This is a genomic window from Nostoc sp. FACHB-133 (assembly GCF_014698055.1).
In the GTDB taxonomy this organism is placed as follows: domain Bacteria; phylum Cyanobacteriota; class Cyanobacteriia; order Cyanobacteriales; family Nostocaceae; genus Nostoc.
Genome location: NZ_JACJSH010000056.1, coordinates 1 through 23931 on the forward strand (window position 1 = coordinate 1; position 23931 = coordinate 23931).

Annotated in this window: 21 protein-coding genes and 1 pseudogene; 21 read left to right on the forward strand and 1 reads right to left on the reverse strand. The window is 38.9% G+C overall.

Annotation, left to right across the window (positions count from 1 at the left end; genetic code table 11):
- Positions 1-99: 99 nt before the first annotated feature.
- The 21 genes and pseudogenes from H6G86_RS29985 to H6G86_RS30085 all read left to right on the forward strand — a co-directional run.
- A pseudogene (locus H6G86_RS29985) lies at positions 100-1110 on the forward strand (reverse transcriptase domain-containing protein); the annotation flags it as partial.
- Positions 1111-1345: 235 nt separating this feature from the next.
- Positions 1346-2968, forward strand: coding sequence for an AAA family ATPase (locus tag H6G86_RS29990; RefSeq protein WP_190937364.1), 1623 nt, complete (start codon positions 1346-1348; stop codon positions 2966-2968).
- 327 nt (positions 2969-3295) lie between these two features.
- Entirely contained in the window at positions 3296-3649 is a 354-nt protein-coding gene (locus tag H6G86_RS29995) for a hypothetical protein (RefSeq protein WP_190937365.1), read from the forward strand.
- Positions 3650-3713: 64 nt separating this feature from the next.
- Positions 3714-4259: a WGR domain-containing protein gene (locus H6G86_RS30000; protein WP_190937366.1), complete on the forward strand. Its 546-nt coding sequence runs from the start codon at positions 3714-3716 to the stop codon at positions 4257-4259.
- Between the two features lie 71 nt (positions 4260-4330).
- Positions 4331-4600, forward strand: a complete 270-nt coding sequence (locus H6G86_RS30005; RefSeq protein WP_190937367.1) for a hypothetical protein — start codon at positions 4331-4333, stop codon at positions 4598-4600.
- 113 nt (positions 4601-4713) lie between these two features.
- Positions 4714-4911 (forward strand): hypothetical protein, encoded by a 198-nt coding sequence (locus H6G86_RS30010; protein ID WP_190937368.1) that lies wholly within the window; start codon positions 4714-4716, stop codon positions 4909-4911.
- On the forward strand, positions 4908-5249 hold the full coding sequence (locus tag H6G86_RS30015; RefSeq protein WP_190937369.1) for a hypothetical protein: 342 nt from the start codon (positions 4908-4910) through the stop codon (positions 5247-5249). Before H6G86_RS30010 ends, H6G86_RS30015 begins: the two co-directional genes overlap by 4 nt.
- A 15-nt stretch (positions 5250-5264) precedes the next feature.
- The gene (locus H6G86_RS30020) at positions 5265-5477 is read left to right on the forward strand and encodes a hypothetical protein (protein ID WP_190937370.1); all 213 of its coding nucleotides are present in this window, start codon (positions 5265-5267) and stop codon (positions 5475-5477) included.
- A gap of 7 nt (positions 5478-5484) precedes the next feature.
- Positions 5485-5724, forward strand: a complete 240-nt coding sequence (locus H6G86_RS30025; protein WP_190937371.1) for a hypothetical protein — start codon at positions 5485-5487, stop codon at positions 5722-5724.
- On the forward strand, positions 5708-5869 hold the full coding sequence (locus H6G86_RS30030) for a hypothetical protein (protein ID WP_190937372.1): 162 nt from the start codon (positions 5708-5710) through the stop codon (positions 5867-5869). Before H6G86_RS30025 ends, H6G86_RS30030 begins: the two co-directional genes overlap by 17 nt.
- A 2-nt stretch (positions 5870-5871) precedes the next feature.
- Positions 5872-6234, forward strand: a complete 363-nt coding sequence (locus H6G86_RS30035) for a hypothetical protein (RefSeq protein ID WP_190937373.1) — start codon at positions 5872-5874, stop codon at positions 6232-6234.
- Positions 6231-6509, forward strand: coding sequence for a hypothetical protein (locus H6G86_RS30040; RefSeq protein WP_190937374.1), 279 nt, complete (start codon positions 6231-6233; stop codon positions 6507-6509). The genes H6G86_RS30035 and H6G86_RS30040 overlap by 4 nt, the downstream gene beginning before the upstream one ends.
- A gap of 134 nt (positions 6510-6643) precedes the next feature.
- Positions 6644-6889, forward strand: coding sequence for a hypothetical protein (locus H6G86_RS30045; RefSeq protein ID WP_190937375.1), 246 nt, complete (start codon positions 6644-6646; stop codon positions 6887-6889).
- 310 nt (positions 6890-7199) lie between these two features.
- Complete coding sequence (locus H6G86_RS30050) at positions 7200-7544, forward strand: MerR family transcriptional regulator (protein ID WP_242065037.1); 345 nt, start codon at positions 7200-7202, stop codon at positions 7542-7544.
- Positions 7534-8244: a hypothetical protein gene (locus tag H6G86_RS30055; RefSeq protein ID WP_190937377.1), complete on the forward strand. Its 711-nt coding sequence runs from the start codon at positions 7534-7536 to the stop codon at positions 8242-8244. Before H6G86_RS30050 ends, H6G86_RS30055 begins: the two co-directional genes overlap by 11 nt.
- Before the next feature lie 139 nt (positions 8245-8383).
- Positions 8384-8794, forward strand: a complete 411-nt coding sequence (locus H6G86_RS30060; RefSeq protein WP_190937378.1) for a hypothetical protein — start codon at positions 8384-8386, stop codon at positions 8792-8794.
- Positions 8795-8923: 129 nt separating this feature from the next.
- Complete coding sequence (locus H6G86_RS30065) at positions 8924-9718, forward strand: hypothetical protein (protein ID WP_313931493.1); 795 nt, start codon at positions 8924-8926, stop codon at positions 9716-9718.
- 11 nt (positions 9719-9729) lie between these two features.
- On the forward strand, positions 9730-11553 hold the full coding sequence (locus H6G86_RS30070) for a hypothetical protein (RefSeq protein ID WP_190937379.1): 1824 nt from the start codon (positions 9730-9732) through the stop codon (positions 11551-11553).
- Positions 11554-11929: 376 nt separating this feature from the next.
- The gene (locus H6G86_RS30075) at positions 11930-14443 is read left to right on the forward strand and encodes a sacsin N-terminal ATP-binding-like domain-containing protein (RefSeq protein WP_190937380.1); all 2514 of its coding nucleotides are present in this window, start codon (positions 11930-11932) and stop codon (positions 14441-14443) included.
- A gap of 34 nt (positions 14444-14477) precedes the next feature.
- Positions 14478-20090: a hypothetical protein gene (locus H6G86_RS30080; RefSeq protein ID WP_190937381.1), complete on the forward strand. Its 5613-nt coding sequence runs from the start codon at positions 14478-14480 to the stop codon at positions 20088-20090.
- A gap of 19 nt (positions 20091-20109) precedes the next feature.
- Positions 20110-22812 (forward strand): DEAD/DEAH box helicase, encoded by a 2703-nt coding sequence (locus H6G86_RS30085; protein ID WP_190937382.1) that lies wholly within the window; start codon positions 20110-20112, stop codon positions 22810-22812.
- Between the two features lie 373 nt (positions 22813-23185).
- Here H6G86_RS30085 and H6G86_RS30090 read toward each other — a convergent pair whose 3' ends face one another.
- Positions 23186-23929, reverse strand: a complete 744-nt coding sequence (locus tag H6G86_RS30090; RefSeq protein WP_190937383.1) for a hypothetical protein — start codon at positions 23927-23929, stop codon at positions 23186-23188.
- Positions 23930-23931 lie beyond the last annotated feature (2 nt).

Here is a 23931-nt window from a genome sequence, read left to right on the forward strand (position 1 = left end):
CTGGAGAGCCGTGTACCTGGAAACTCGTAAGCACGGTTCGGAGGGGGCTAGTTAGAAAAGGAGCCAAGGCTTGGAAACCTCGCTAGCTAGCTACCCACTTTCGACAGGATTAACCACTCAGCAATTATGGACGAACTCATTGCCCCTAAAAGCTTAAAACTCGGAATATACCGATGCCTCAAGGCAGGAGTTAACCCAGAATTCCCCGAACAAGGAACGCCCCAAGGGGGAGTAGTTAGCCCACTATTAGCCAACATTGCACTTAACGGGATTGAGAGTATACACAGATACCACTACGACTATAAAAAAGGTAGCAAGGTACACGACAAAACACCAAATAAGTCAATCGTCGAGCCATCAGCCCGATACGCTGATGACATGGTTATCATACTCCGACCCGAAGATGATGCAACAGAGATACTTGAAAGAATCAGCGAGTTCCTCCGCAAACGCGGAATGAATGTAAGCCAAAAGAAAACCAAAGTTACCGCCGCGACAGACGGGTTTGATTTCCTCGGCTGGAACTTCAAAGTTCAGAGCAATGGAAAGTTTAGAAGTACTCCCTCAGTAGATAACTTTAAAGCTTTCCGTAAGAAAGTAAAACACATCGTCAACAACTCGAATTATGGTGCTACCACAAAGGCTGAGAAATTAGCCCCGGTAGTTAGAGGTTGGAGAAATTACCATAAGTTCTGCAAGATGGACGGGTCTAGAAACTCGTTATACCACATCCAAAAAAGAGCTTATACGGTATTCAACAAGGAAACCAAGCAAAACCGCTACACTAGCAAGAAATTACTAGACAAAGCATTTCCGAAGGTTCCCTACTCCGAAGGTAGCCACGTCATGGTCAAAGGAATCAAATCCCCCTATGACGGAGATACAGTCTATTGGAGTGAACGTAACAGTAAACTCTATGACGGCGAAACCTCTAAAACTCTTAAAAAGCAAAACCATAAATGTGCATCCTGCGGTTTGAAATTCATTGATGAGGAACGGGTTCACCTGCATCACATTGATGGAAATCACGCCAACTGGAGGAAAAATAATCTTGAAGCGATTCACGAGAGTTGCCACGATTACAAGCACATGAGCAAAAGCGCAAGCTAAGAACATCGGGAGCCGTGTACACGGAAACGGGTACGCACGGATCTAAATGAGAGGTGCGGGGAATAATATCCCCCATCGACTCAACCAAGCCCAAACCCAACAACTTCGGACTACGAACAGTAATCAAACACGTTTGCGTCAGTAATCAGTCATCAGTTACCAGTCTTAACTCGGCTGGTAACTGCTGATCATAAAGGCTTCGCCATTTCATAAGTGAAATATTTGAATAATTGACATGAAACTCTCAAATCTTCTCTCCACACTTGATTCCCAAATCCCGATCGCCGCAGTTGATGTCCTGTCCCCCGATGAGGCAACTATCATTCAGTGGTTGACAACCGAAGCTAAAGAAAAACTCAACAGTCCAGTTTTCTTTTGGAACCTGGGAGTATCCAGCCTGGAGCAATGCCTGATTGCACCGGATGGTGGGCTAGTGTTTAAGTCAGTGCCAGAGTACAAAAGACCTGCTCATACAGATCCGTTGCTGTTCGTATTCGACTATATCAATAACTTTGATGGCGTTGGCGTGTTTATTCTGGGGGACATACACCCATTTCTTGGCAAGAATTCCCCACAGATGAGTTGGGAAATCTTGACCAGAGTGAAAAACCTTTACCATCGGCTCAAACCTACAGAAAAACGGATCGTGCTACTGGGTCAAAACATCGAACTGCACGAAACTCTAGTTAGGCTGATCCCCTGGTGTGAAGTGCCACTACCGAACATTGGCCAAATTCAAGACCACTTCGAGTCATATCTGGTTTTTCTTGAAGAATCTGCTACTGAGCAGGATGTCACATTTCGAGTGTCCCTGAGTTATGAAGAAAAAGAAACCTTTGCACGGGCAGCGCTGGGACTGACGTTAGAGGAAGTCAGCGATTTCTTGCGACTGACCGTTAAAGAGCGTTTGAGCCGGAATGGTATTTTGATTGATGCCACAGTTACGCCTCTAATAGTCGAGTACAAAACTCGGCTGCTGGCTCAGATGGGAATTGAGTTAGGCAAACCTGCAACTATCCCCTTTGGCGGACTCGATTTACTGCGCGAATGGCTGATGAGGCGGCGGCGACTGTTCACTATTGAAGCGCGATCGCTGCATCTGCCGCAACCCAAAGGCGTATTGTTGGCGGGGCCTCCCGGAGTTGGTAAAAGTTTACTTGCTAAAAACATCGCAACTATACTGAATCTACCACTCCTACAACTTGATATTGCGTCCCTCCTTGGTTCTCTAGTTGGTGAATCTGAAGGCAATGTCCGCCGCGCACTTAAAACGGCTGAAGCTATTGCCCCATGCGTATTATGGGTTGATGAGATAGAAAAAGCACTTTCGGGGATTGGTGACACAAGTGGAGTTTCCCAGCGAATCCTGGGAAATCTGCTCACATTTATGAGTGAGTGTACGGCTGGCGTGTTTGTTGTAGCTACCTGCAACGACCCGTCAGCACTACCAAGTGAACTCAAGAGGAAGGGAAGATTTGATGAAAACTTTTTTGTTGACTTACCAACCGAACCGGAGCGATGTCAAATCCTGAAAATTCACCTGGAGCGTTTTGGCATTGTGGTCGAAGGCGAATATCTGGAAGCGATCGCTGCAAACACCGCGAAGTTTTCAGGAGCCGAACTGGAAACTCTAGCAGCAGAAGCGGCACTACTGGCGTTTGACGAAGGGCGACCGCAGCAAGTGACGCTGGGAGATTTAGAAAATTGCAGCCATTCCATTACCCCACTTGCCGTTCAGGATGCGGCGGCAGTGGAGCGAATGCAAGCTTGGTCTAAGACTGCGAGGGCAGCAAGTAGTCCTGTCATCGGGGCGAAACAAGCGTCTTTGCGTACTGCCAAGTTTCGCAACATGAATTGATAAAGTCCGAGATTTCTCCTGTTGTGTTCAAGAGAAATTGCATTGCTCAAAAGAGACAATTGCTACGCCAAAAAGAGAGTGAATTGGCTTGGATTGACCCGGAAGATTGCAGATTGTAGAGGGCAGATTGCAGATTGAATTCGGTACAAGCCCGCAAGAAAGTGGGCGGAATAAATCTGAAATCTACAATCTCCTATCAGAGAAGCTGCATCCCTGGTGAGTGCAGTCAATCTCCAATCTCCAAGACGCTCGCGGACTCGCTAACGCTTCGCTATCGGCAATCTTCAATTGCTTGACAATGATATTTCTAATTTCAAGGTAAATCAAATGGCAAATACAGACTTGGTAACTTATTACGGTCAAACCGAAAAAATCGACCAGTTAGTTGAAAAACATGGTGCATATTTAGAACAACTGGACAGAAAAACGAAACTCTTGCTACGTACAACTTTGTCGCAATATGTTTTTATGCAACAAATATGTACTCCTGATAACTATTTGGTTACAGAAGCTTTGAAAGATGGAGACTTTGAGAGATTCCTGTGTGATGGTATTCCAGAAGTGTTAATAAATCTCTGTTCTGAGCTAAATGGACTAACTGTTGACGATGCTGAAACAATTTTAGAAGCTTTGCAACATCAATTGCGTTGGGGTAATGCCCGATTATTGACGATTCAATAACTAATTACAGGTGAATATCTAAAAATTAGATATTCACCTGTTCAATAATTCCAGCATGAAAACTATGGAAACATATCTTGTTTTTGTTGACGCTGTTAACAACAGCAACAAGTTCTGGAGCGCAAAAGCTGAAGGCAGCAACTTAATAGTCCAATGGGGACGTGTTGGTTATCAGGCACAAACCAAAATCCACACATTAGGAAGTTATCAAAGAGCGGTTGCTAAATTTCACAATCTGGTAGCCGAAAAAAAATCTAAGGGCTACAGAGAAAGTCAGCCACAAATGGATGGCGAACGCAGTATTTCAGATATCAGACGAGCGATACAACTATTAAATGCTATACGTCAGGCTGTTGCAAACAGGAACTTTGGTGATAGCTACATACTTGCCCTTAACGAGTATCTGAAAATTGTCCCTACGCCTTTGGGAATGCAGATAGATTATCACGGAATTTACCGTACTGTTGCAGATGTCGATTATCAACAAGAACTGCTCAATTCTTTACTGGTGAATGAACCTGTAGCTATTCAGTCCAAAGAATTGCCGAAATCTGAACCAGAAACTGTCAGTCTCAAGACTATCAGTAAGAACTTCTGGCGACATTTGTAATTTGAGAAGCGTCACTTTCTAAGAGATGCTAAATAGCTACATTTCATTTTGAAAAATTGTTTGGGTAAATTATGGAAATCAAGACTATTGCTGTAACTTACACACGTAAGTTCAATTTAGGTGACTACGAATCTTTAGAATTAACTTGCTCACTATGGGGACAAATTGACCCAATAGAAGAAGATGCACAAGGGACGACACAATTTCTATTTCAACAAGCAAAGGATTTTGTTAAGGAAGCTGCAATTCCAGTAATTAAAGCTTCTAGTCATCAAATGAATAAAGCCAAAGCGTACAAGCACTCTGCAACAAATCAATTTGACGATCTTGATAATTTCTAATAACTGAAATTCACCTTTAAATTCAAAAACACTTTAGTCAAGCATTAATACTGCTTGGCTATTTTTTTTCACCCAGCGCTTTGACCCCCACAAATCACAATAGGAAAGACATCATGCTTAAAAAAGCTAACCCAGTCCCAAAAGACCATTCCCAGTTATGCCTTCAGTACCTAAGTCGTTGCGGTGGCAGCGCTCGGTTATGCAGTATCAATTTTAGCTTGGGAGTGATTCAAACATTGGTCAATCAAAGAAGAGTAAAGATTACGAATACAGGTGCAGGTTTTTTTGTGGAGTTAGACGAAGCGAAATGAAAACCCATAAAGTAACTCATCAATCATCTCTGCCTTCAAACACCCGTAATAAATTAGTTCTACGCCGGACTCGAAAAAGATTTAACCCCAAAGTATTCATTGATCGCACGATAGAAACAACTGCAATTGTCTCTCTGCTCTTGACTGGGTTTTCAGGAGTAGGGGCAATAGGGTGTTGGGGGCTGGAGATTATCGAGACTAATAACCCTAACATAATCATCTCTGGTTGGGAGTACCAGAAAAACAGAAGTCTTGGGGCTATGTTGGTCTGTTTTTCCGCCTTCTTAGGCAGTTCTTTGGTCGGAGCAAGCCTCAGTATTCAACGGGACAAATTTTAGGGAAAGAAACGGGCAATGAAAGAGTACAAAACTAAACATGGCGGCTACAAAATCGAGACTACGGAATTATCACATGGTGCTGTAGATGTTCATGTGGGAAAAACAGAACTGCTAAAAACAACTTGGGCTACTCCTACGACTCAAACATTTGATAATCATACCCAGGCTGTTCGTCACGCCAAAAATGCTATTGATAACGGCGAAATCGATTCAGTTTTTCAAGGTTAAAACACTAATGGAAATCAAGTTAACTACATCAGAGATTCGGACTATCTTACAAGGCTGTCAACATACATTGCGGCTTGTTGGCAGTAGCCGAGATTATCGCAACATTCAGTCTTCGCAGTATTTCTCTACATCAAAAAATGTGGTGCTAAATGATGCGTTCAATATTTTAGGAGAAATAGTGGATGCAATTGATCAGGTGGAGCAAATTAATCAACAAGGAGAACCTAAATATGGAGCAGGAAATTAAAAATGCAGTCGGTTTGGGTAGCCCAGAACTGGTAATAGAGTCAAAATCGGAGCCGGAACCAAAACCGGAACCAAAACCAACAGTAACGATTTATGATTTTGCCGCTCTGTTATCTAAGCACGAACCACCCAAAAAACAGCAATAAATATGAAACGACCAGTTTTTCTCTCTTGTATTAGTGCAGCAGCAGCAATAATTATTTGTGGATATTTCGGCACTCAATATCTCGGCAGAAATATCATGTACGTCATTAGTGGAGCAATAGCCGGGACTGGGATCACAGCATTCATGGTTGACCGAATTACTGGTCAAAATGAAATTGACCAAGTTATGTTGCGCCGACCTCGACCTTTAAATAGACCCACCAGTTGTATAGGTTGCAAATACTATCACGGGATCTCTTACAACGGCTCCCCTTTAATTTGTTCTGTTCATCCCGAAGGCATTGAGAGCGCGGAATGCCCCGATTGGCAAGGCTTTCAACTATCTAAAGAAGGAGCAAGAAAATGACATTAACCCTAAATAATCGCTCTCGAAACAAAGAATCGTCCCTGACGCAAGCGTTACGGCAGATACAACAACTAAACTCCAAGATTGCTGTGCTAGAGCAGCAGCATCAAGATTACGTGCATCAGCAACAGAATTTGATTGCTGCGATTGCTGAAATCTGTGTTTCTCCAATCCAGGAAATACAGGCGCTGCGAATTCTGATTTATAGGGGAGAGTGGGAGTGTCGGCGGTACTTGCGTTCGGTGTTGGTTAAACAAAGTCAGGCTTCAAAATGACCATACGGGAAATTATTTGCCCAGTTGATATAAAAGAGCCAAGCATAAATTAAAGCGATCGCCACCGGACAAAGAAGGTGATCGCTTCTGCCAGAAATGGCAGTTACCCCAAAACTTAACTTTTGAGCTAAAGTATGAGCGCACAAACTGAAGAAATCAAAGAACTTGACCCATTAGTTTTTTGTGAAATTTGGGGATTGAGTTATGAACAGGCATCAGAATATTTAAATGTTAGAGCCAGAACAATGACAGCTTATGCCTGCAAAAAATCATCTAGAACTCATCGTCAACCATCTTCGAGAGTAAAAGCTTTAGCCGCAATACATCATAATAAATGGTTGAAAGAAGGTAAGAGTTTCCGCTCCGAAGGAGCTTGGTAAATATCCCACTGAAAATTTCTAAGTTATCAACAAAGTTGTCAACAAAGTTGTCAACTTAGTAGCTTGAACCGCTTGGCGCGGTTTTTTATTATAAAAGAGCAAGGTCAATAGACAGTCAATAGACACTGGTCATTGATATCCACATGGACATCCATATTGATATCCATATTGACACTTAGATGCTACGGATATTGACTATCTTTTTGAGGCTATTGATACGGATTTGACTAAGTTCATGGAATCAGGATGGAGAAAACAACTTTTTAATCAAAAACAAAGCCAATCAGGGGTAAATCCCTTAGTTTTACCAATGTCAAAAGCGAAAGCGGCGAAGATTTTAGGTATTTGTCCCCGGACATTGGAACGATGGGCAAAAGTCGCTTCTTTGATTCCAGAGTATAGATTAATACTTTTAAGGATGCAGGCATTAGCCCAAGAGAAAAATCTCCGTGCTGCACCGATCACATCTTATCAAGTGTGGGTGATAGCAAAGATTGGTGAATTGTTTGGAGATATCACTCAAGGGATTGACAAAAAGGCTCTTGTCGAAGCAATTGTTGAAGCAAATAAAGTCGAGTACACCCGTGCCCAGTTTGAACAAGAGCAATTAGGATTTACATCACACAGTTTAGGAGAAACACATCATGTCGGATAGCATATTTACTCGTGCAGAATTATTTGAATTATTGAGTGCTAACTACAAGCCAGAGCAAATCATTGCTGGGTTAGAACAACTGGCTCAGTCAGATCCAGCTGTTGATCCAAATGCCCAAGAATTTCCTGTGGATATCAGCGATCGCTTAGAAAAGTTGTTTAATCTAGCGCAAGCAACCCTCGACAAATCGAAGCTGTTGGGAGGTAGCAGCAATTTGGCGAATATACAGACTCATGCAATAGACATGGCCACTGAACAATTACAATTTGTTGGAGTCAGTCGGGAAACTTTTAAAGCATTCTTGGATATCGTGGCAGGCAAGACTGTTGCTCAAGCGCTGGCAGTTCATGAGTTTGAGCAAGGATTGTTCGATGAAATCACGAGTGAACTTGATGCTCGTTCATTACAGCGACGCACAGAGCAAGGTTTTGATGAAATAGCGTTTATTTATCAGTTGGCCAAGAATCCCGAAATCAGGCAACAAATTACCCAAGAGTACGGGTTAAAGGCTGGGGATGAGGCAAAACAAGAGGTTCAAAAACTCACTAATACTGCTACCCCTGGTTTTGACCCGAAAGCATTTTTAGACGAATTAGGAGTCCCAACACCAGAAAAAAAGTCTACACAACCTGCGACGATTCAGGATCTGAAAAATTTGACACGCTCTTTGTTGAGCAAACAACTCCAGTCTCCAACTTAAAATGGCGCAAGTTCTTCAAGGAGAATCTTTTCGGATTCTCAGTCATTTTTTTTCTAGTTTGCATTGGGCTGTCTGTTTACGTTCGCGTTATTAATGCACCGCCACCCCAGACAACACAAAGTATCTATGGGCTTCAACAATGAAATACCAGAAGCAAGCGATGTTGGGATTATTGGGCATGGGGTTAATCGCAAGTCCTTGGTTATCACAACTGCCAGCCCAATTCAAAACTTACTCTCACGGCATTACTATTCGTGAGTCTGAAGAACTAGAACGCATTAAAGCCGAGCAAAGGGCAGCGACCGCCGACAAGATTAATTCTCTCGGAGTTACGCCCTCATTCAGTAAATTACGAATCAGGAACTATCTAGACTCAAAAAAACGTAACCCTCGACCTGACACTACAGGTTATTTAGAAGATGAGACAGTTTTTGTGTATGACTCAACTGGTTTATGTATTGGGCGAATTGAACAAAGGCAATGGAAATGGAAATATCGGTTCAAAAATGCTTGTAAGAATTCGCCACTGTACCAAGATTCTCATGATTGACCAAGAAGATTGGAGATTGAAGATCGCAGATTGGAGATTGAATGTTTTTGGTACAAGCCCAGCAGGAAAGTGGGCGGAATAAATCTCAAATCAGAGAAGCTGCATCTCTTGTAAGTACAGTCAATTCTCTTGTCTACAAGACGCTCCTACGTCGCTAACGCTACGCTATCGGCAATCTACAATCGGCAATCTACAATTGTTCGACCTATGAAATATCTCACTCCAAACAAATCTAATTCACAACCAAAACCAGAATCATCACCACAAAGAGAGTCGAAAAAAGGAGGGAGTGACTACCTAGAGTTATTAGCTCGGTGGATTGTGGCATTAATCTCACTGCCAGTCATCTTTATCTCACATATTATTGCCCAATTCGTTACCCCAGGCACACCCGGATACAAACTCGTTGGTGCAATTGGTTTCTGGATTGGTACACTGCTTTCTACTGATAGCATTTGGCAGGTTTTATTTCAGGGAAAACCGATTTTTCCCTGGTTTGAAACTGAATGGATTGGTTGGATTGGTTGGTTACAACTCCTATTGAATCCCTTGTTTTGGATTAGCTTCGGTATCTCTGCACTTGTTCAAGTGATGGAAGCTCGGACATTGCGTGGTAAAGATCCACAACAGGCCAAGAACGAGTTTGAGGAATCAAAACAATACACACTCGGCAGTAAACCAAATGGGAATATCGACCTGACAGTGGCTTTATGGGGTGATTATAAAGCTGCTGGCATGAAAGAACGTCATACAGGTGGAGCGATCGCACTATTTTTCTGGGTACTAGACATCACCACCACATTCGTTGGTCGTAATCCTTTCCGTTACACTAACCCAGGTTTAATCCTGGCTTGTTTTGCTTACAACGTAGCCTCAATGATGGCAGGCGAGATTGGTTACAACATTTGGAAATTAACTAAGTAAGAGGGAAGAAGATGGAGCAACTGATACCAATGCTAGGAACCAAAGAAACGGCACTTTTACGTGACGATTACCCCAGCATTGAGTATTTGGAAGCTGGGAATACCGCCTCTTGGTTGCAGGAACGTCAAGATCAGTTATTAGTCCGCGCCAAAGATGAGCGTAATGGCATGAATCTTGCTAAGTTCATTACTTTGGCGACGGCGGCGACTGGCGCAGTTTGTTATGCTACCTCTCCTCTTGCTCCTATCGGTGCAGTCGTAGCTGGTGTTGGTTATCTATGGTCAATTGTTCAGGACTTAAACGATACCCATCAATTTGCACCGATTCCCTTTATACGTGGTGGCTTTTTTGAATTCCTCTCGGCAATGGGAGATAGTGTTGCCAGGGACGAATACTTTGCCTGCAAAAATGAACTGGCTGACTTGATGCTGCATCTGGAGCCAATGTCTAAGTATGAGTTTGCCATGCTCAAGCAATCATCTCATGTGGTGTGTGAATACTTGAGCGCCGTTGAGCCAGGAAAAAGATTTTACGCTTACCGTTGGTTACTTGATTGGTTTATTCAGCTACGTGGGCAGTTTCCCACCCGTGAGCAATTGTCTGGGCATTTAGCGCAAGTGACAATTGACCCACGAGTTAACTACCAACAAGTAACAGTTATTCAAGAGGCGATACAACCGCAAAATCTTGGTATCCCACAAGCTCGATTTGCTCAATTACCGATTCCTGGTGTGGGAGCAAGATTTGAAGAGGAAACGGGGCAAGAAGCTGGGAGCTTCGGGGAAATTTCTTCCATGCCCCCTGCTCCCATGCCTCCTGCTTCTTCCCCTTCAGTCAATACCGAAATCTCTACCTACACCACTAAACCCCAAGTGCAGTATGACCTAATCGCCCACATTGCTAAAAAAGTTACCAATATGCTTTGGGTTGGTGTCCCTGGTTCTGGCAAGGGTATCACCATTAGCAATGCAATCGACGCTATCAAGCGACTGCATCCTGGCATACACATCTTTTATATTGACCCCAAAGGTGACGAGAAAGAAACCGGTTATTTCAAAGGTCGTGTTGATACTTTTAAACGGGCTAAAATCCTAGAAATGTCCCCGGTCGAAGCTGTCAAATGGGTCAAAGAATGCTTTACCGAATTTCAAAATATCTCTGGCTCCAAGTTGATTATTTTGGATGAAGGTACGGCTGTCTGTTCTAAATTTAAAAATACCAAGGGTGAAATCGGCTGGCTCAAAGACAAAATCATCTCTTACTGTTCTTGCGGTGATAGTTCCGGTTGGCATTTCTGGCTTGTCGTGCAGAACCCTCACACTGATGACTTGGGCATTTCTGGCGGACTGCGATCGCAGTTAACGTCTGTGGCGTTGGTTCATCCTGATAACGTCCCAGCTTACAACGCCATGATTGCCACTCAACTCATCCCCAGCGATCGCAAGATTACTTCAACCCAAGTCATGGAGATTGCCGCACAATCACCAGTTGGTCGAGCAGTTTATTACGGCGGCATCAATGAATGGATACCAATGCCTCTGTTAAAGAATTTCTCTGGTTATGACCGGGATACCAAAAACTTTATTGACTCTGCACCAAGTAATAAGCAAACCTCTCAAGCTGAAACTAAGGAGTCAACCACACCAACAACCCAAGCTCAACAGATGTTGGCGCTTTTAGAAAAGACGAAAGCCAGTTCAATTGATGAGTTTATTCAAAGCGAGTTGAAATTAGACGGAGTTCCACCAGAGCTGATCCGAAAAGGAATCGAAAGATTGCTTCAGAATTCACATCTTAAGTACAAATTCGACAGATGCGATAGTAATCAAAATTAAAATTTGTTGAATAACCTATGCAAGACAATAATCAAAACACCTCCCCATCAGCAGCCTCAAGCCCTTAGCAGTTAGTCTTAGGTGGCAAAATATCAAAAACCTTATTCCTAATATGATAGTTAATTTCTCAGTGTATATACTTAAAACTAACTATTACTTTTTCACGATTATAACTCTTTCATTGGTGCTTGCCTTGATACCTGCTTATGAGTAGTTATTTATTCTAATTCAGCCTAAAGATGCCATTCATTATTCTATGTAAGTTTTAAATTATGCAGTTATGATAGCTACTAAAGCTGCTCAAAAAATCTTGTGCGGCAAGATGTATTGTTTAAACAGAAATTTTAAGTAGTTTATCAAGTACAAGGTGCGATAGATGAGAGAGCTAGGTGAAGACAGCACAGGTTTTTTGTATCCCCCAGCAGCTATACAAATTAAAACCTTACTTAAAGAACGTTACAAACAAGGTTTTCCCATCATCAAAGAAATTATTCAAAATGCGAATGATGGTGGTGCTAAAAGGCTAGATATTGGAGTATCTAGTGGTTTTGACACTGCAAGTCATTCTCTGCTGCAATGTCCTGCCTTATTTTTTATTAATGATGGTAGTTTTCGTGATGAAGATGCTCAAGCGATTCGCTACTTTGGAATAGATTTTAATGCTAAAGACTCCGCTAAAATTGGAAAATTTGGACTTGGACAAAAAAGCATATTTCACCTTTGTGAAGCTTTTTTTTATATTGCTTGTTCAGAATTGCTTAGAGGTGATCCTTACCGATTCCAATTTATTAATCCTTGGGCAAATCCTACCGATCCAAAACAACCTACCTGGAAACAACTAACAGTAAAAGATAAAGAAATTGTAGAAAATTATTTGAGTAATCAAGCTTTACTAGGTAAACAATATTTCATTCTTTGGATACCATTACGACGAAAAGAAGCTGATAACAATCGCTGCATTGTAGATAATTATTATGATGAGCGTCTGATCGAAAAAGACTTTCCTAAGAATATGGGTGAGAAAATTACTACATTATTACCTATGTTGCGATCGCTTCGAGAAGTTCACTATTGGCTACCTAATGATGTAGGAGAATTAGAAGAAGAATTTCATGTTTCCTTAGATGCAGAAGCAAAATCCTGTTCTTATCCAAAATCAGAGGCACCAAATCATAAAGATATTCCGAAAATGGAGCGATCGCTATTTGGCTGTATTTCTCTAAGAAATCGAAATGCCCAAACCATTATTACTAATTATGCAGGTAGGGAGGCTATTTTAGCAGCCAATCAATTTCATCAATTGTTACCTTCTCCCCCCACAACACTAAATGACATCAAAAAATCTACACACTGGCCAAAGCCATATACAAAAAATCAAGAAGGAAACATAGAGAACGAACCTGATAAAGCAGTTCCTCATTGTGCAGTTGTCTTCTCTCGCACTCCAATACCAGGCGAAGGAAGCTTAAACATTCAATGGGCAGTTTTTTTACCACTGGTAGACGAGAAGTCAGATGTTACTGAATTTCAAAATTGCCAATGTGATGGTAATTGGAATTACACCCTTCTACTGCATGGTTATTTCTTTCCTGACTCTGGACGGCGTTATGTTGAGGTATTAAAGGATATTTGTGAGGATAAAATCTCTTGTAAACTTCCTGAAAATGAGAACGAGATGGTTAGACAATGGAATGCTACTCTTGCTACTGCTGGTACTTTGTATAATATCTTACCTGCTTTAAATGAATTTTGTAGACTAAATCAACTTCCTCAAGAGGACATTACAAATCTTTGTACTGCATTGGGAAAAACCAAAATATTTCAATCACAGGTTTGTCAAGAATATATTTATACTGATTATTTTTGGGTTTACCGACTTCAGCCAAAACAATCTGATTGGCAGCTAGTTGAAAAAGCACAAAAGTTTTTGCCATTACCAAACATATCAGAGGAAATATGGTTAGCGTTTCCAGAACTATACAGATATGCTAAAGAATATTGCTTGGTATTGTTAGAAAGCCCTAATCTGTTTATCTCTTCTAAGCAGGATAGCTGGGAAGAATCAGAAATTGAAGCAATACTAAAATCTCTAAATCCAGAAAAAGTATTTGAGCAAGTTAAATGTATAGAATTTTTAGTTAACCTACTGGAATTATTTTTAAAATCACTAACTTCAGTTTCACTAACTAAAAAAGTACAAAACTGCTTAAAGGACATTCTTAAACAGGTATTTACTAAATTAAAACCACAAAATCTTATCTTCATACAAGAATCTATTAAAAAAGTGATTAAACTTTTGCATGAATCAAGTTGGTTTAAATTCCCGTATAATGACATACAAATAGTGCAGAGTATACAAAGTCAGGTTAATATCTTAATTCTGCCAGTGGATTTTGCTCCACAACGGAATAGAAAACCTGAGATTTCAGGACGTGATGCAGGAGTAATAGTTTCTTGCTTAGTCAAACATTCAAAACTTGATGTTCGCCAGAATGAGTCATTTATTATACAAATACTTGATGCTTTAACTCAAGAAGAAACCTTTATTTTTCGAGGATATACTAAAGATTTAAAATTCATTTATATATTTAATTGCCGCAGTGAAACTTGTGAGGTTTTTACTCCCACAAAACTTATAGATTTACAACAAAAAGAATTATTATTTTCAAATGATTCAACGGCTGAAAATTATAGTAGAAATTTTGCTATAGCCCTACAAACTGCCTTAAAAGACGAGACAATTTTTCTGTCTAATAATACAATTGTCAACAAGTTATTAGAGAAAAATATACAGCCCTTTGATTGTTCTAGTTGTTTAAGGTTGATTAGTAAAAAACCAGAACTATCTAATGTAGAAAATCGTGTAAAATTACTCGATTTTCTCATGTAAAAGCTTATACGAAATTATTGGAGAAAATAATCTCATGAATTTACATAAACACAGCAATTTTTACGAACTACGCTTTTTACTACATGGTAATAGAGACAAATATGAAAATGACGATACTTTGTACGTTTCACGCGGAAAGCCTGTATGGGAAAAGGTTGCTCATAAAATTCTAGAATCGTGGCGGATAATTCCAAACCTTCTGGCAGGTAAGATTAAGTCAGAAATTTATAATAGCTTATCTATTCAATATATTGAACCTGAAACTATTATTAATGATTTATTAACCAATTTAATATCTATTACAGGAAACGATTTTACTCAAGAAGAACGGCAACAAGTTTTGAGACAAATATCATCTACAAATGATTCCAGCCATGAATTGTTGTGGAATAAATTACCATTCCATGAAACAGTAGATGGAAAGCTGGTTTCCATTACTACTAATACTTATTTAGAAAACAATGAATTTCCTCTTAATTCCCAATTTAAAGATATTGTTACTCTCATTAAAATTGACAACACATTACGACAAGACTGGATTCCTAAGTGGACACCAAAAACAGCCATCAATATAATTTTGAATCAGGAGCATCCAGTCAAATTTTATTTAACAATCCTTAATCTATTACCTCATGTAAATGAAAAATTAATATCAAACTTAAAACAAACTAAATGGTTGCCTTTAAAGTTAGGAGGTATCATTTCTCCGGAAAATTTAGTTAATCTACATATCAAAGGTATTAAACAACTATTTAATATAGAAGATGAATTAGAAAAAGTTTTCCGTGCAGAAAATAGTAGTTATGTTACTTTATCTAGGTTGGATCTTGAAAAGCATCATTTAAATGAGTTAAATCCAGTTTTTTCTGATTCATATTGGTATGAAAATAATATTCTCAACTTTTTGCTAAATGAAACTAAGCAACCTCATGTCTGGTGTAAACTTATTATTAAAATTTTAAAGATATTACAAGATAGAAAACAAACTATAAGCAACGAAAATCTTGAATCATTGAAAAAGAAAACTTGGCTACTTGACTCTAAAAGTAGACCAATTAATCCCATTAAAATTATTAACTTCCCTGCTCTCAAAAATGAATCGACTGTGATACTTACACAGCTAGAACCTTGGGATTATGTTACTCCAGCTATGTTAAATGATGGTATTGATATTAATTTCTGTCTTGACCATAGTCAACTACAAACTTTATTTACTACAGATAAAGATGCTCTCAACGCCATTGGTAATTCATTAAGCCAGTTATCAAATTATTATATTGGCAATTTTAATATAAATAATTTTCCCTTGCAGGAATTTATACAAGTTTTAAAATCTGATAATTTTACAGAATTACCTGTTTTAAAAATAATAGAAAAAATTTCCAGCCAGAATGTCAAGGAATTTATTTTACCAAAAGTTTTAAAGCCGTTATATAGCTGTGAAAAAATAGTTAAAATACTTAAGTGGCTTTCCGAAACTTATACAAATCCTTCTGATAATGAGATTTTAATTTATAATGAGTATTTAAAGATATCTTATCAGTCTGGACAAAACTTTCAGCAATCAATATTGTCTAAAATTGACTTACTGAATCAAAATTGTCAATGGAAATCATCAGATAAACTTTGTGATGGAAGCGTAAATACAGGAATTGATAAAGAATATGTTCTTAATACCCAACAAAGAGAAATTCTCAGTACATATTTAGATAATGTTAATCCATCAAGTGTCCAAGGCAAAAAAATCCTCAAAAGTGCATTAGCATTAACAGATAACTCTCAAAAAACAGATGCTCAACTTCTTGAAGATTATTTTCGTCCTTGGCTTAGTTATATCTCTTCAGAAGCGATAGGTGGATTTCTATGCTTAATTTCGGGAAGTAATACAGAGATAAAAGAACTGAGTAAATTTTATTTACAACAACGTGATTTTGAAGATTTGAAAGAAAGGTTTTTATGGTCAGAAGAACTAAGAAATAGGAATTTTGCAATCCAAATAAAATCTCAAAGCGCAAATTTTCAGTATATAAACAATTTGCTAGGTAATGCTTTTAAAGCACAAATCTCACGCAATAGAATCGTTGATAGTTTATTTGTTGGTACACTAGATAAAAATACAGAAGAATTAACTCTTTTAGATTTTAATATCCAGGAGTCTTTGGCTGATAAATTGCATCTTATACTTGCTGAATCGGCAAAACTATTAATTGAAAAAGTCTATAGAACAGAACTTATAGAATCTTTTAAAGAAATTTGGGAAGACTTAGCAAGTTCTAAACAATTAGATGTACAACTGGTTAGAAATTTAATTCTTAATAATTTACATACTATTTTAAGTATGTTAGGAGTTCGTCATCCTGATGTTGATAGTTACTTAAATCAATACTGGGAAGCAGAATTAAGAATTGAAGAGCTTCGTCGGCGTAATAGTTTAGATACAAAAGTAAGTTCTAAAAATAAAAAAGTAGAGGAAAAGCGTGATGAGGCTAAAAAATATCTTGAAAATTTAATTCAAGAAAATCACGAAATTGCTGATGGCATCTTAAATGCCGTTCGCAAAAAAATAGGGCAAGGGCATTATGGTTATAATTCAAGTAACATACCCTTTGAATTGTTCCAGAATGCAGATGATTCTCTGGCTGAACTTCAGGAAATGACCGGAACTATTTCCCCTGACAGATTACATTATGTTATTTCCTGGGATAGTCAGTACTTTACTGTAATGTATTGGGGTAGACCAATTAATCGTTTTGTTCATCCTGATGCTCCCGATAAAGATTTTAGAGAGCAAGGTTTTCATCGAGACTTATTTAAAATGCTAAATTTTAATATTTCTAACAAATCAGAAGGTAGGACTGGTAAATTTGGATTAGGTTTCAAAACTGTTCACTTAATTAGTCAAGAACCAATTGTAATGAGTGATGACTTATGTTTTTCTGTTTGTGCAGGATTACTCCCATTTGCTCTACCCCGTCGCCACAGTGAATTAGCTGATTGTGAATTACAAAAAAAGCTACGTAAGCAATTACAAAGTGAGCAACCCTCAGCCAATATTAAAGATGGTACACTTATTAGTTTGAAAATTGACCCAGATGCAATTAGTAATTTCAACGAAGTTATTAATGATTTTGAAGATAAAGTTAGTTTATTACTGGTTTTTTCCAAATACATAAAAAGCTGCAAACTTGTAGATGTAGAAAACTCGTGTTTAAAACCAACTTTTACATGGAAACCGAAAACAGTTTTAAGAATTGCAGGTATTGAGTTTGGACAAATTAAAGTTCAGTCAATAAAACAAAAAGCACGAGAATGGATTACTTGTAATTTACTATGCTTTCGGATAGAAGATGCAACAATTGCAATTGCGCTTCCAAAAAACTTTGCAGATAAACCTTCACCATTATCAAACTTACCTACATTTTGGGTAACAGCCCCGACAAAAGAAAAATTCCATCTAAGGTTTGTTGTCAATGCAATGTTTGATGTGACAACAGGACGCACGACCTTAGACCCTAATTCTGACCACAATGTTGAAATTGCCAAAAAAATAGGTGAAGGATTAGGTGAAAAACTTGACCAACTATTTAATTTGTCTCGTTCTAATTGGCAAGCACTGCGCGAAAATCTTCAGATTGGAGAAGTGGACGAATATACTTTTTGGGAATTTCTTTGGGAAGTTTTAGCAGTTGATTGGTTAGAAAGTAATAGCGAACGTACAAACAAAATTATTAGAACTGCTTTTGGTGGTGAATATTGTTCTATGGGATACTTGATTGCGAGTAAAGCAGCATTACCAAATGGGTTATACGGTACAAAATATCGTCAATTAGTTCTTTTAGAAAACATAATTTATCGTGTTGATGGTATTTTGTATCAACGAGAATACTTTGAGAAAGTTTCAAATTGGCAAGTATTTCAGCAAAAGTGCCATCCTAGCAATGTCATTGCTAATAAAGTTTGGCAAGATGTCAAAAATCTACTTGATAATAATGTTCCAGGTAATGTGAGTAAATTGCAATTTGCTGATGTTTTAGTATGGGAATTAGGAAATAAACAAGTTTCACATAACACAGCAAATGCATTAGGCGAAATTATTACCAGGGATTTTTTAAAGGGCTTACAATCAACACAATCTGCTCGTGAGGAGTACGATAAGATTGTTGCAGAATTAAAAAATGTTTACTTTCAAAGTGAAGATAATGCTAAATATGTCTCAGCATCAAAACTTTTGCTGAGAGGAACAACCAAGGATGAAGAAAGTTTACTGGCTGCATTTGCTCCTAATAATCGCTTGCTACATCACAGCTACACTGGAAAGAGCCTTGAGTTTTTTCTGACTTGTCGTGAACAAAGAGAAATTATAGATCCCAAGGAAATGGTAGATTGGGCTATTGCTGCTGACACAAATGATAAAAAACAAGCTGTTCGTAATTACTTAGTATCAGATGAGAGAAAACAAGCATTTACAAATGCGTTACAGTATCGTATTACTGGAACTTGGATGGAAAATTATGAAGGGATAGAAGAAATATTGCGAGTAAATTCTCAGCAAGAAGAGCAATGCAGACAAGTTCAACGAGCTATTAGAGGAGAAATTACTTGGTCTGAGGTCAGTAACTCATCACTAGAAGAAAATCGCAACGAAATTGTTCAGGAAATTATCCCAGAAATTCCAACGTTTAATATAGATGAAACACTAAGAGAAATTTATACTTGGTGGCAAGTAAATCACATTACTGAAATTAAGAAATATAATGAGCGTCTTTATCCTATAACCATTGATAAACTTAAACAGAAATTACAGAAACGCGATCGCAGTGCATGGATAATGCTTTTCTTCATTGGCATTACTCATACAATGGGTCGTACAAAGCATGAACAGCATCGAGAGTTTATTCGTTTTTGTTTAGAACGATCTTGGTGGGAAATATTTACAGAACGTAATCCCCATGAGCTTTCTAAAAAATGGATGGAAGTATTGGATGAGTATATGGATAAGCAAGTTGAAGATACGACTTGGTATTACTGGATGGAAAAGTTCCCAAGCATTTATAGAATCGCTAGCTACTTAGATGCTTATATTGATTCTTTCCTTAGTATTGAAAACATACAGACCAATTTTAATTTACATCATATTATTGCTCCAAGAACTAATCCGGCATTCCAAGGAGGTGGAGCCGATGCGCCACCCTTACCACTGGGTATTGGCGCAAACTTTGTATTGAGAGAACTGGTACGTCTAGAGGTTATTAATCCAATTACCGAACCATCTGTTCATCAACACTGTTTTGTGCCTAGAGCAAATGTAAGACGATTGTTAATACGTCTTGGTTGTCAAGATGTAAGTAAACCAGATTATAAAACATCCACAATAATATATAAATTTTTAAAGGGGGGATTTGAGAGATTAGGTTTACAAGTTGAACCTAATTTTCACCACTGCTTTGATATTCCCTTTGAACTCTATCCTGAAGAACCTTCACGAGCTAATCGCTTGAATCTTGCGAAAATACAGGTTCGAGATGATGTCAGCTGGTATGAAAGTATTTCCGATGAAGAACATTCACAGTACGAATATTCTAGTGAAGATAGTGATTATGTAACACTATCAAATGATCAAGTAATTCCTAGATCATATATGGGCTGAGAGAATGAGGATTTTAAATATGGATATCGAATTCAAGCAAGGCAATAATGTATCTCATCCCAAACACGGCAATGGTCAGGTAAGAACTGATGAAGGAACTACGGTTATTGTCCGTTTTGAGCATGGTTTGGAAGAATGTCCTAGAGAAGAACTCGCTCGTCTATCTTCACTGCAAGAAGCTATCAATTCCTTAAAGTCGCATAATTCGCTTGAGGTGATTGCTCGTGTGCAAGCATTGGCAATACGCTCGGTTAATGATGTTTGGGGTATATTTTCTCTAGCACGAATTGCTCTACTACCCCATCAACTATGGGTCTGTCGTCGGGTTGTTCAGGAACTACCAGTCCGTTGCTTAGTTGCTGATGATGTTGGCCTGGGGAAAACTATTGAGGCAGGTCTTATTCTTTGGACACTTTTGAGTAAGGGAGCAGTGAAGCGTATCTTAATTGTTTGCCCTGCTTCTCTTGTTGAGCAGTGGCAAAACCGACTGCGGGTGATGTTTGATATTCGCTGTACACGATACCTAACTGAAGCAGATACATCGAAAAGCGATTTCTGGAACACGCATCATCAGGTAATTGCTTCATTGCCTACACTCCGCAAGAATAGCGGCGATCGCCATAAACGTCTATTTGATGCAGAACCTTGGGACTTACTAATTGTTGATGAGGCACACCATCTTAATGCTGATGAACAAAGTGGGCCGACCCTTGGATATAGTTTTATAGATAAGTTAGTTAACAGGTATAAAAAAGTCCGTTCAGTTGTGTTTTTTTCGGGAACACCGCATCGCGGCAAAAACTATGAGTTTTTCTCTCTACTTAAGCTTTTACGAGAAGACCTGTTCCATCCCAAAAAACTTTTGAAGGAGCAATTGCAGTCGCTGCGAAGTGTAATGATTCGCAACAACAAGCAGTCTGTTACAGATATGAAGGGGAATAAATTATTTCTACCTCTACAGGTGCGATCGGAAATTTACGATTATTCGCCTGAAGAGTCACTGTTCTACGAACAGCTAACTGAGTTTATCCTGACAGGAAAAGCTTATGCTTCTGGACTTGATGATTTTAACCAACGCGCAGTCATGTTGATTCTGATTTGTATGCAAAAGCTTGCTTCTAGCTCAGTAGCAGCAATTCGCAGAGCATTAGAAGGTCGCTTAAGACGAATTGATAACAATCGGAAGCAACTCGATAAGGTGAAACAACGAAAACGGGAGGTAGAGCAAGAATTCAATGACCTTGAGGACGAGGAAAAACTCAATAGTGACGAAATTAATCGTTTGGAAGAACGGATTCTGGAATTAACAGAAATGATCCGACTCATGGAAGATGAGGAACCTCGTCTGAGAGAACTTGTACAAGCTGCCAGTGCCATCAGGGAAGAAACAAAAATTCAGAAAATTCTGGATGTGGTTGCCAATCAGTTTACTGACCGCCAAGTGCTTTTTTTCACAGAGTATAAAGCAACGCAATCATTACTAATGTCTGCGTTGATTGCTCGATATGGCGATCAGTGCGTTACTTTTATTAATGGTGACGAACTTGCAGAGGGAGTTATTAGCGCATCTAATCAATTTATAAGCCTGCGAGAGAAACGCGAAAATGCTGCCGAAAAATTTAACAAGGGAGAGGTCAGATTTCTTATTTCCACTGAGGCTGGTGGTGAAGGTATCGACTTGCAAGAAAATTGTTATTCTCTGATTCATGTAGACTTGCCTTGGAACCCCATGCGTCTGCATCAACGAGTTGGGCGCTTGAATCGTTACGGGCAAAAACGAGCAGTAGAAGTAATTACACTACGTAACCCCCAGACTGTAGAAACCCTAATTTGGGACAAACTCAATCGCAAGATTGATAACATTATGCAATCTCTACAGCAAGTAATGGATGAACCAGAAGATTTGCTACAACTTGTTCTGGGGATGACATCACCAAAGTTATTCCGAGAAATTTTTAGCGATGCTGACAGACATCATGAAGATTTGAATCAATGGTTCGATAGCAAAACTGCTAAGTTTGGTGGAAAGGATGCGATCGCTACTGTACAGGAAATTGTTGGGAGCTGTGATAAATTTGACTTTCAACAAGTTTCTCCTTTACTACCACAACTTGATTTACCCGATTTACAATCATTTTTTTTGACAATGTTGCAACTGAATAAGCGACGAATAAAATTTACAGATAAAGGCTTTTCATTTATAACACCTGATACTTGGCGTACTGAATCAGCAATTCAAAGAGAGTACGAAGAGGTACACTTTAATCGTTACCGAGGTGATAAAAATCCTGCACATCATTTGCTTGGCGTTGGTCACAAACTGTTTAATGCAGCTTTGTCAGAAGCTACGAGTTTTACTGCTTGTGTAACTGTCTTACCTTGTGTGAAACAACCTTTATTTATCTTTTTGATTATTGACCGCGTGACTGGTATTCAGTCTAATGTACGGCAAGCTGTTGTAGGAATAAGCATAGATTTATCCAAGCAAGCAACTATTGTGAAAGATTGGGAACTAATAGCCACACTAAATCAATACTTACCAGAATTAAAGAAAATATCTGAATCTTCTAATGCTTGTCAACTAAACGCGAATGAAATTAGTCGATTGCTAGCCAATGCAGAACAGTTTTTAGAAAATAATTTGAATAGCTTAAATCTTCCTTTCAAAGTGCCAACTATTCAAGCAATCAGCGTAATTCTCCCAGCCAAGGAAGCAATTTAAGATATCGCCTTAAAAAATTAACAAGCCTAAAAGATTCGCCCTCTGCTTTCAGGCGACGAATTTCCCCAATCGCTCGTCTACCTCTTACTGAAACGAGGCGATCGCTCTTTGCTGATTTTGCTTAACCCGCTTAAAGACAGTATTACTATACCAAGATTTGGGAATATTTTTTCAAAGTACTTAGCATATTCTCCCTTCATCCAATCTGGATGCGATTCTTGAGTGTTTTGCTTGGGGAGTAGGGGGCTGGCAACAAGTCCGCGATCACATCTCTAACTGTATGTTGAGGTTGATACTTTGGCGGTATAATTCTCTTCAAACTTAGATGCTACAAAAAACGTAAAGGTTCAGGTGGCAAGAGATTGATACTTAACTAATTCCGTAACATCACCATATTTTCATCAAGACCTTGACAGAAAAATTCTAGTCTTTGATTTTTCTCTACATCTCTAAGGTTGATGGGACTGACTACAAATGGAAATAATGCAGGTGTTTGGCTAATTACACCTAAAGCTTGGGAATTAGAATTACTTGCTATTAAAACTGCTTCTATTAGCCATGCTACCAGTCTCCTGTTATCGACTAATTGCACTGATGCTGGCTGATATATACCTTTTTCATTAGTATCTTGCAGGACTCCCCAATCCACAAAACAGCGCATTAGACGTTGAGTTGCGCGTGATACTGTTTCTCGTTCGCCTAATTGTTCTTTTATGCGTCTTTGCACAGAAGCTGCTGCAAATAAACCCTGTAATCTTATTAATCGCCCAACATTTTCTGCAACAGTCCCGAAAAATGGGTAAACAGCCATAGCCATACCCCAATGGATAACTATGTGTTGATTAGATGGGCTGATCCTTAAAAGTTCCAAAGCTTCATTTCGCAGAGGCTCTAGGTTTGTTGGCACTCCAACCCAGATTTTCAGCAGTATCGAAATGGTTTTTCTGCGGCCACTAGATTTACTTTGACTGCCAACTGAAACCTTATCTTGTAAAAATTCATTAAGTGCTGTTTGAATTTCTGAGCGTGTAGAACCAGCTAAAAGAAGGTTGGCTGTAAGTTCCAACCAATTTAATTGAATACGCTGACTAAAACCAACTTCTACCCGCCTGCTCATTT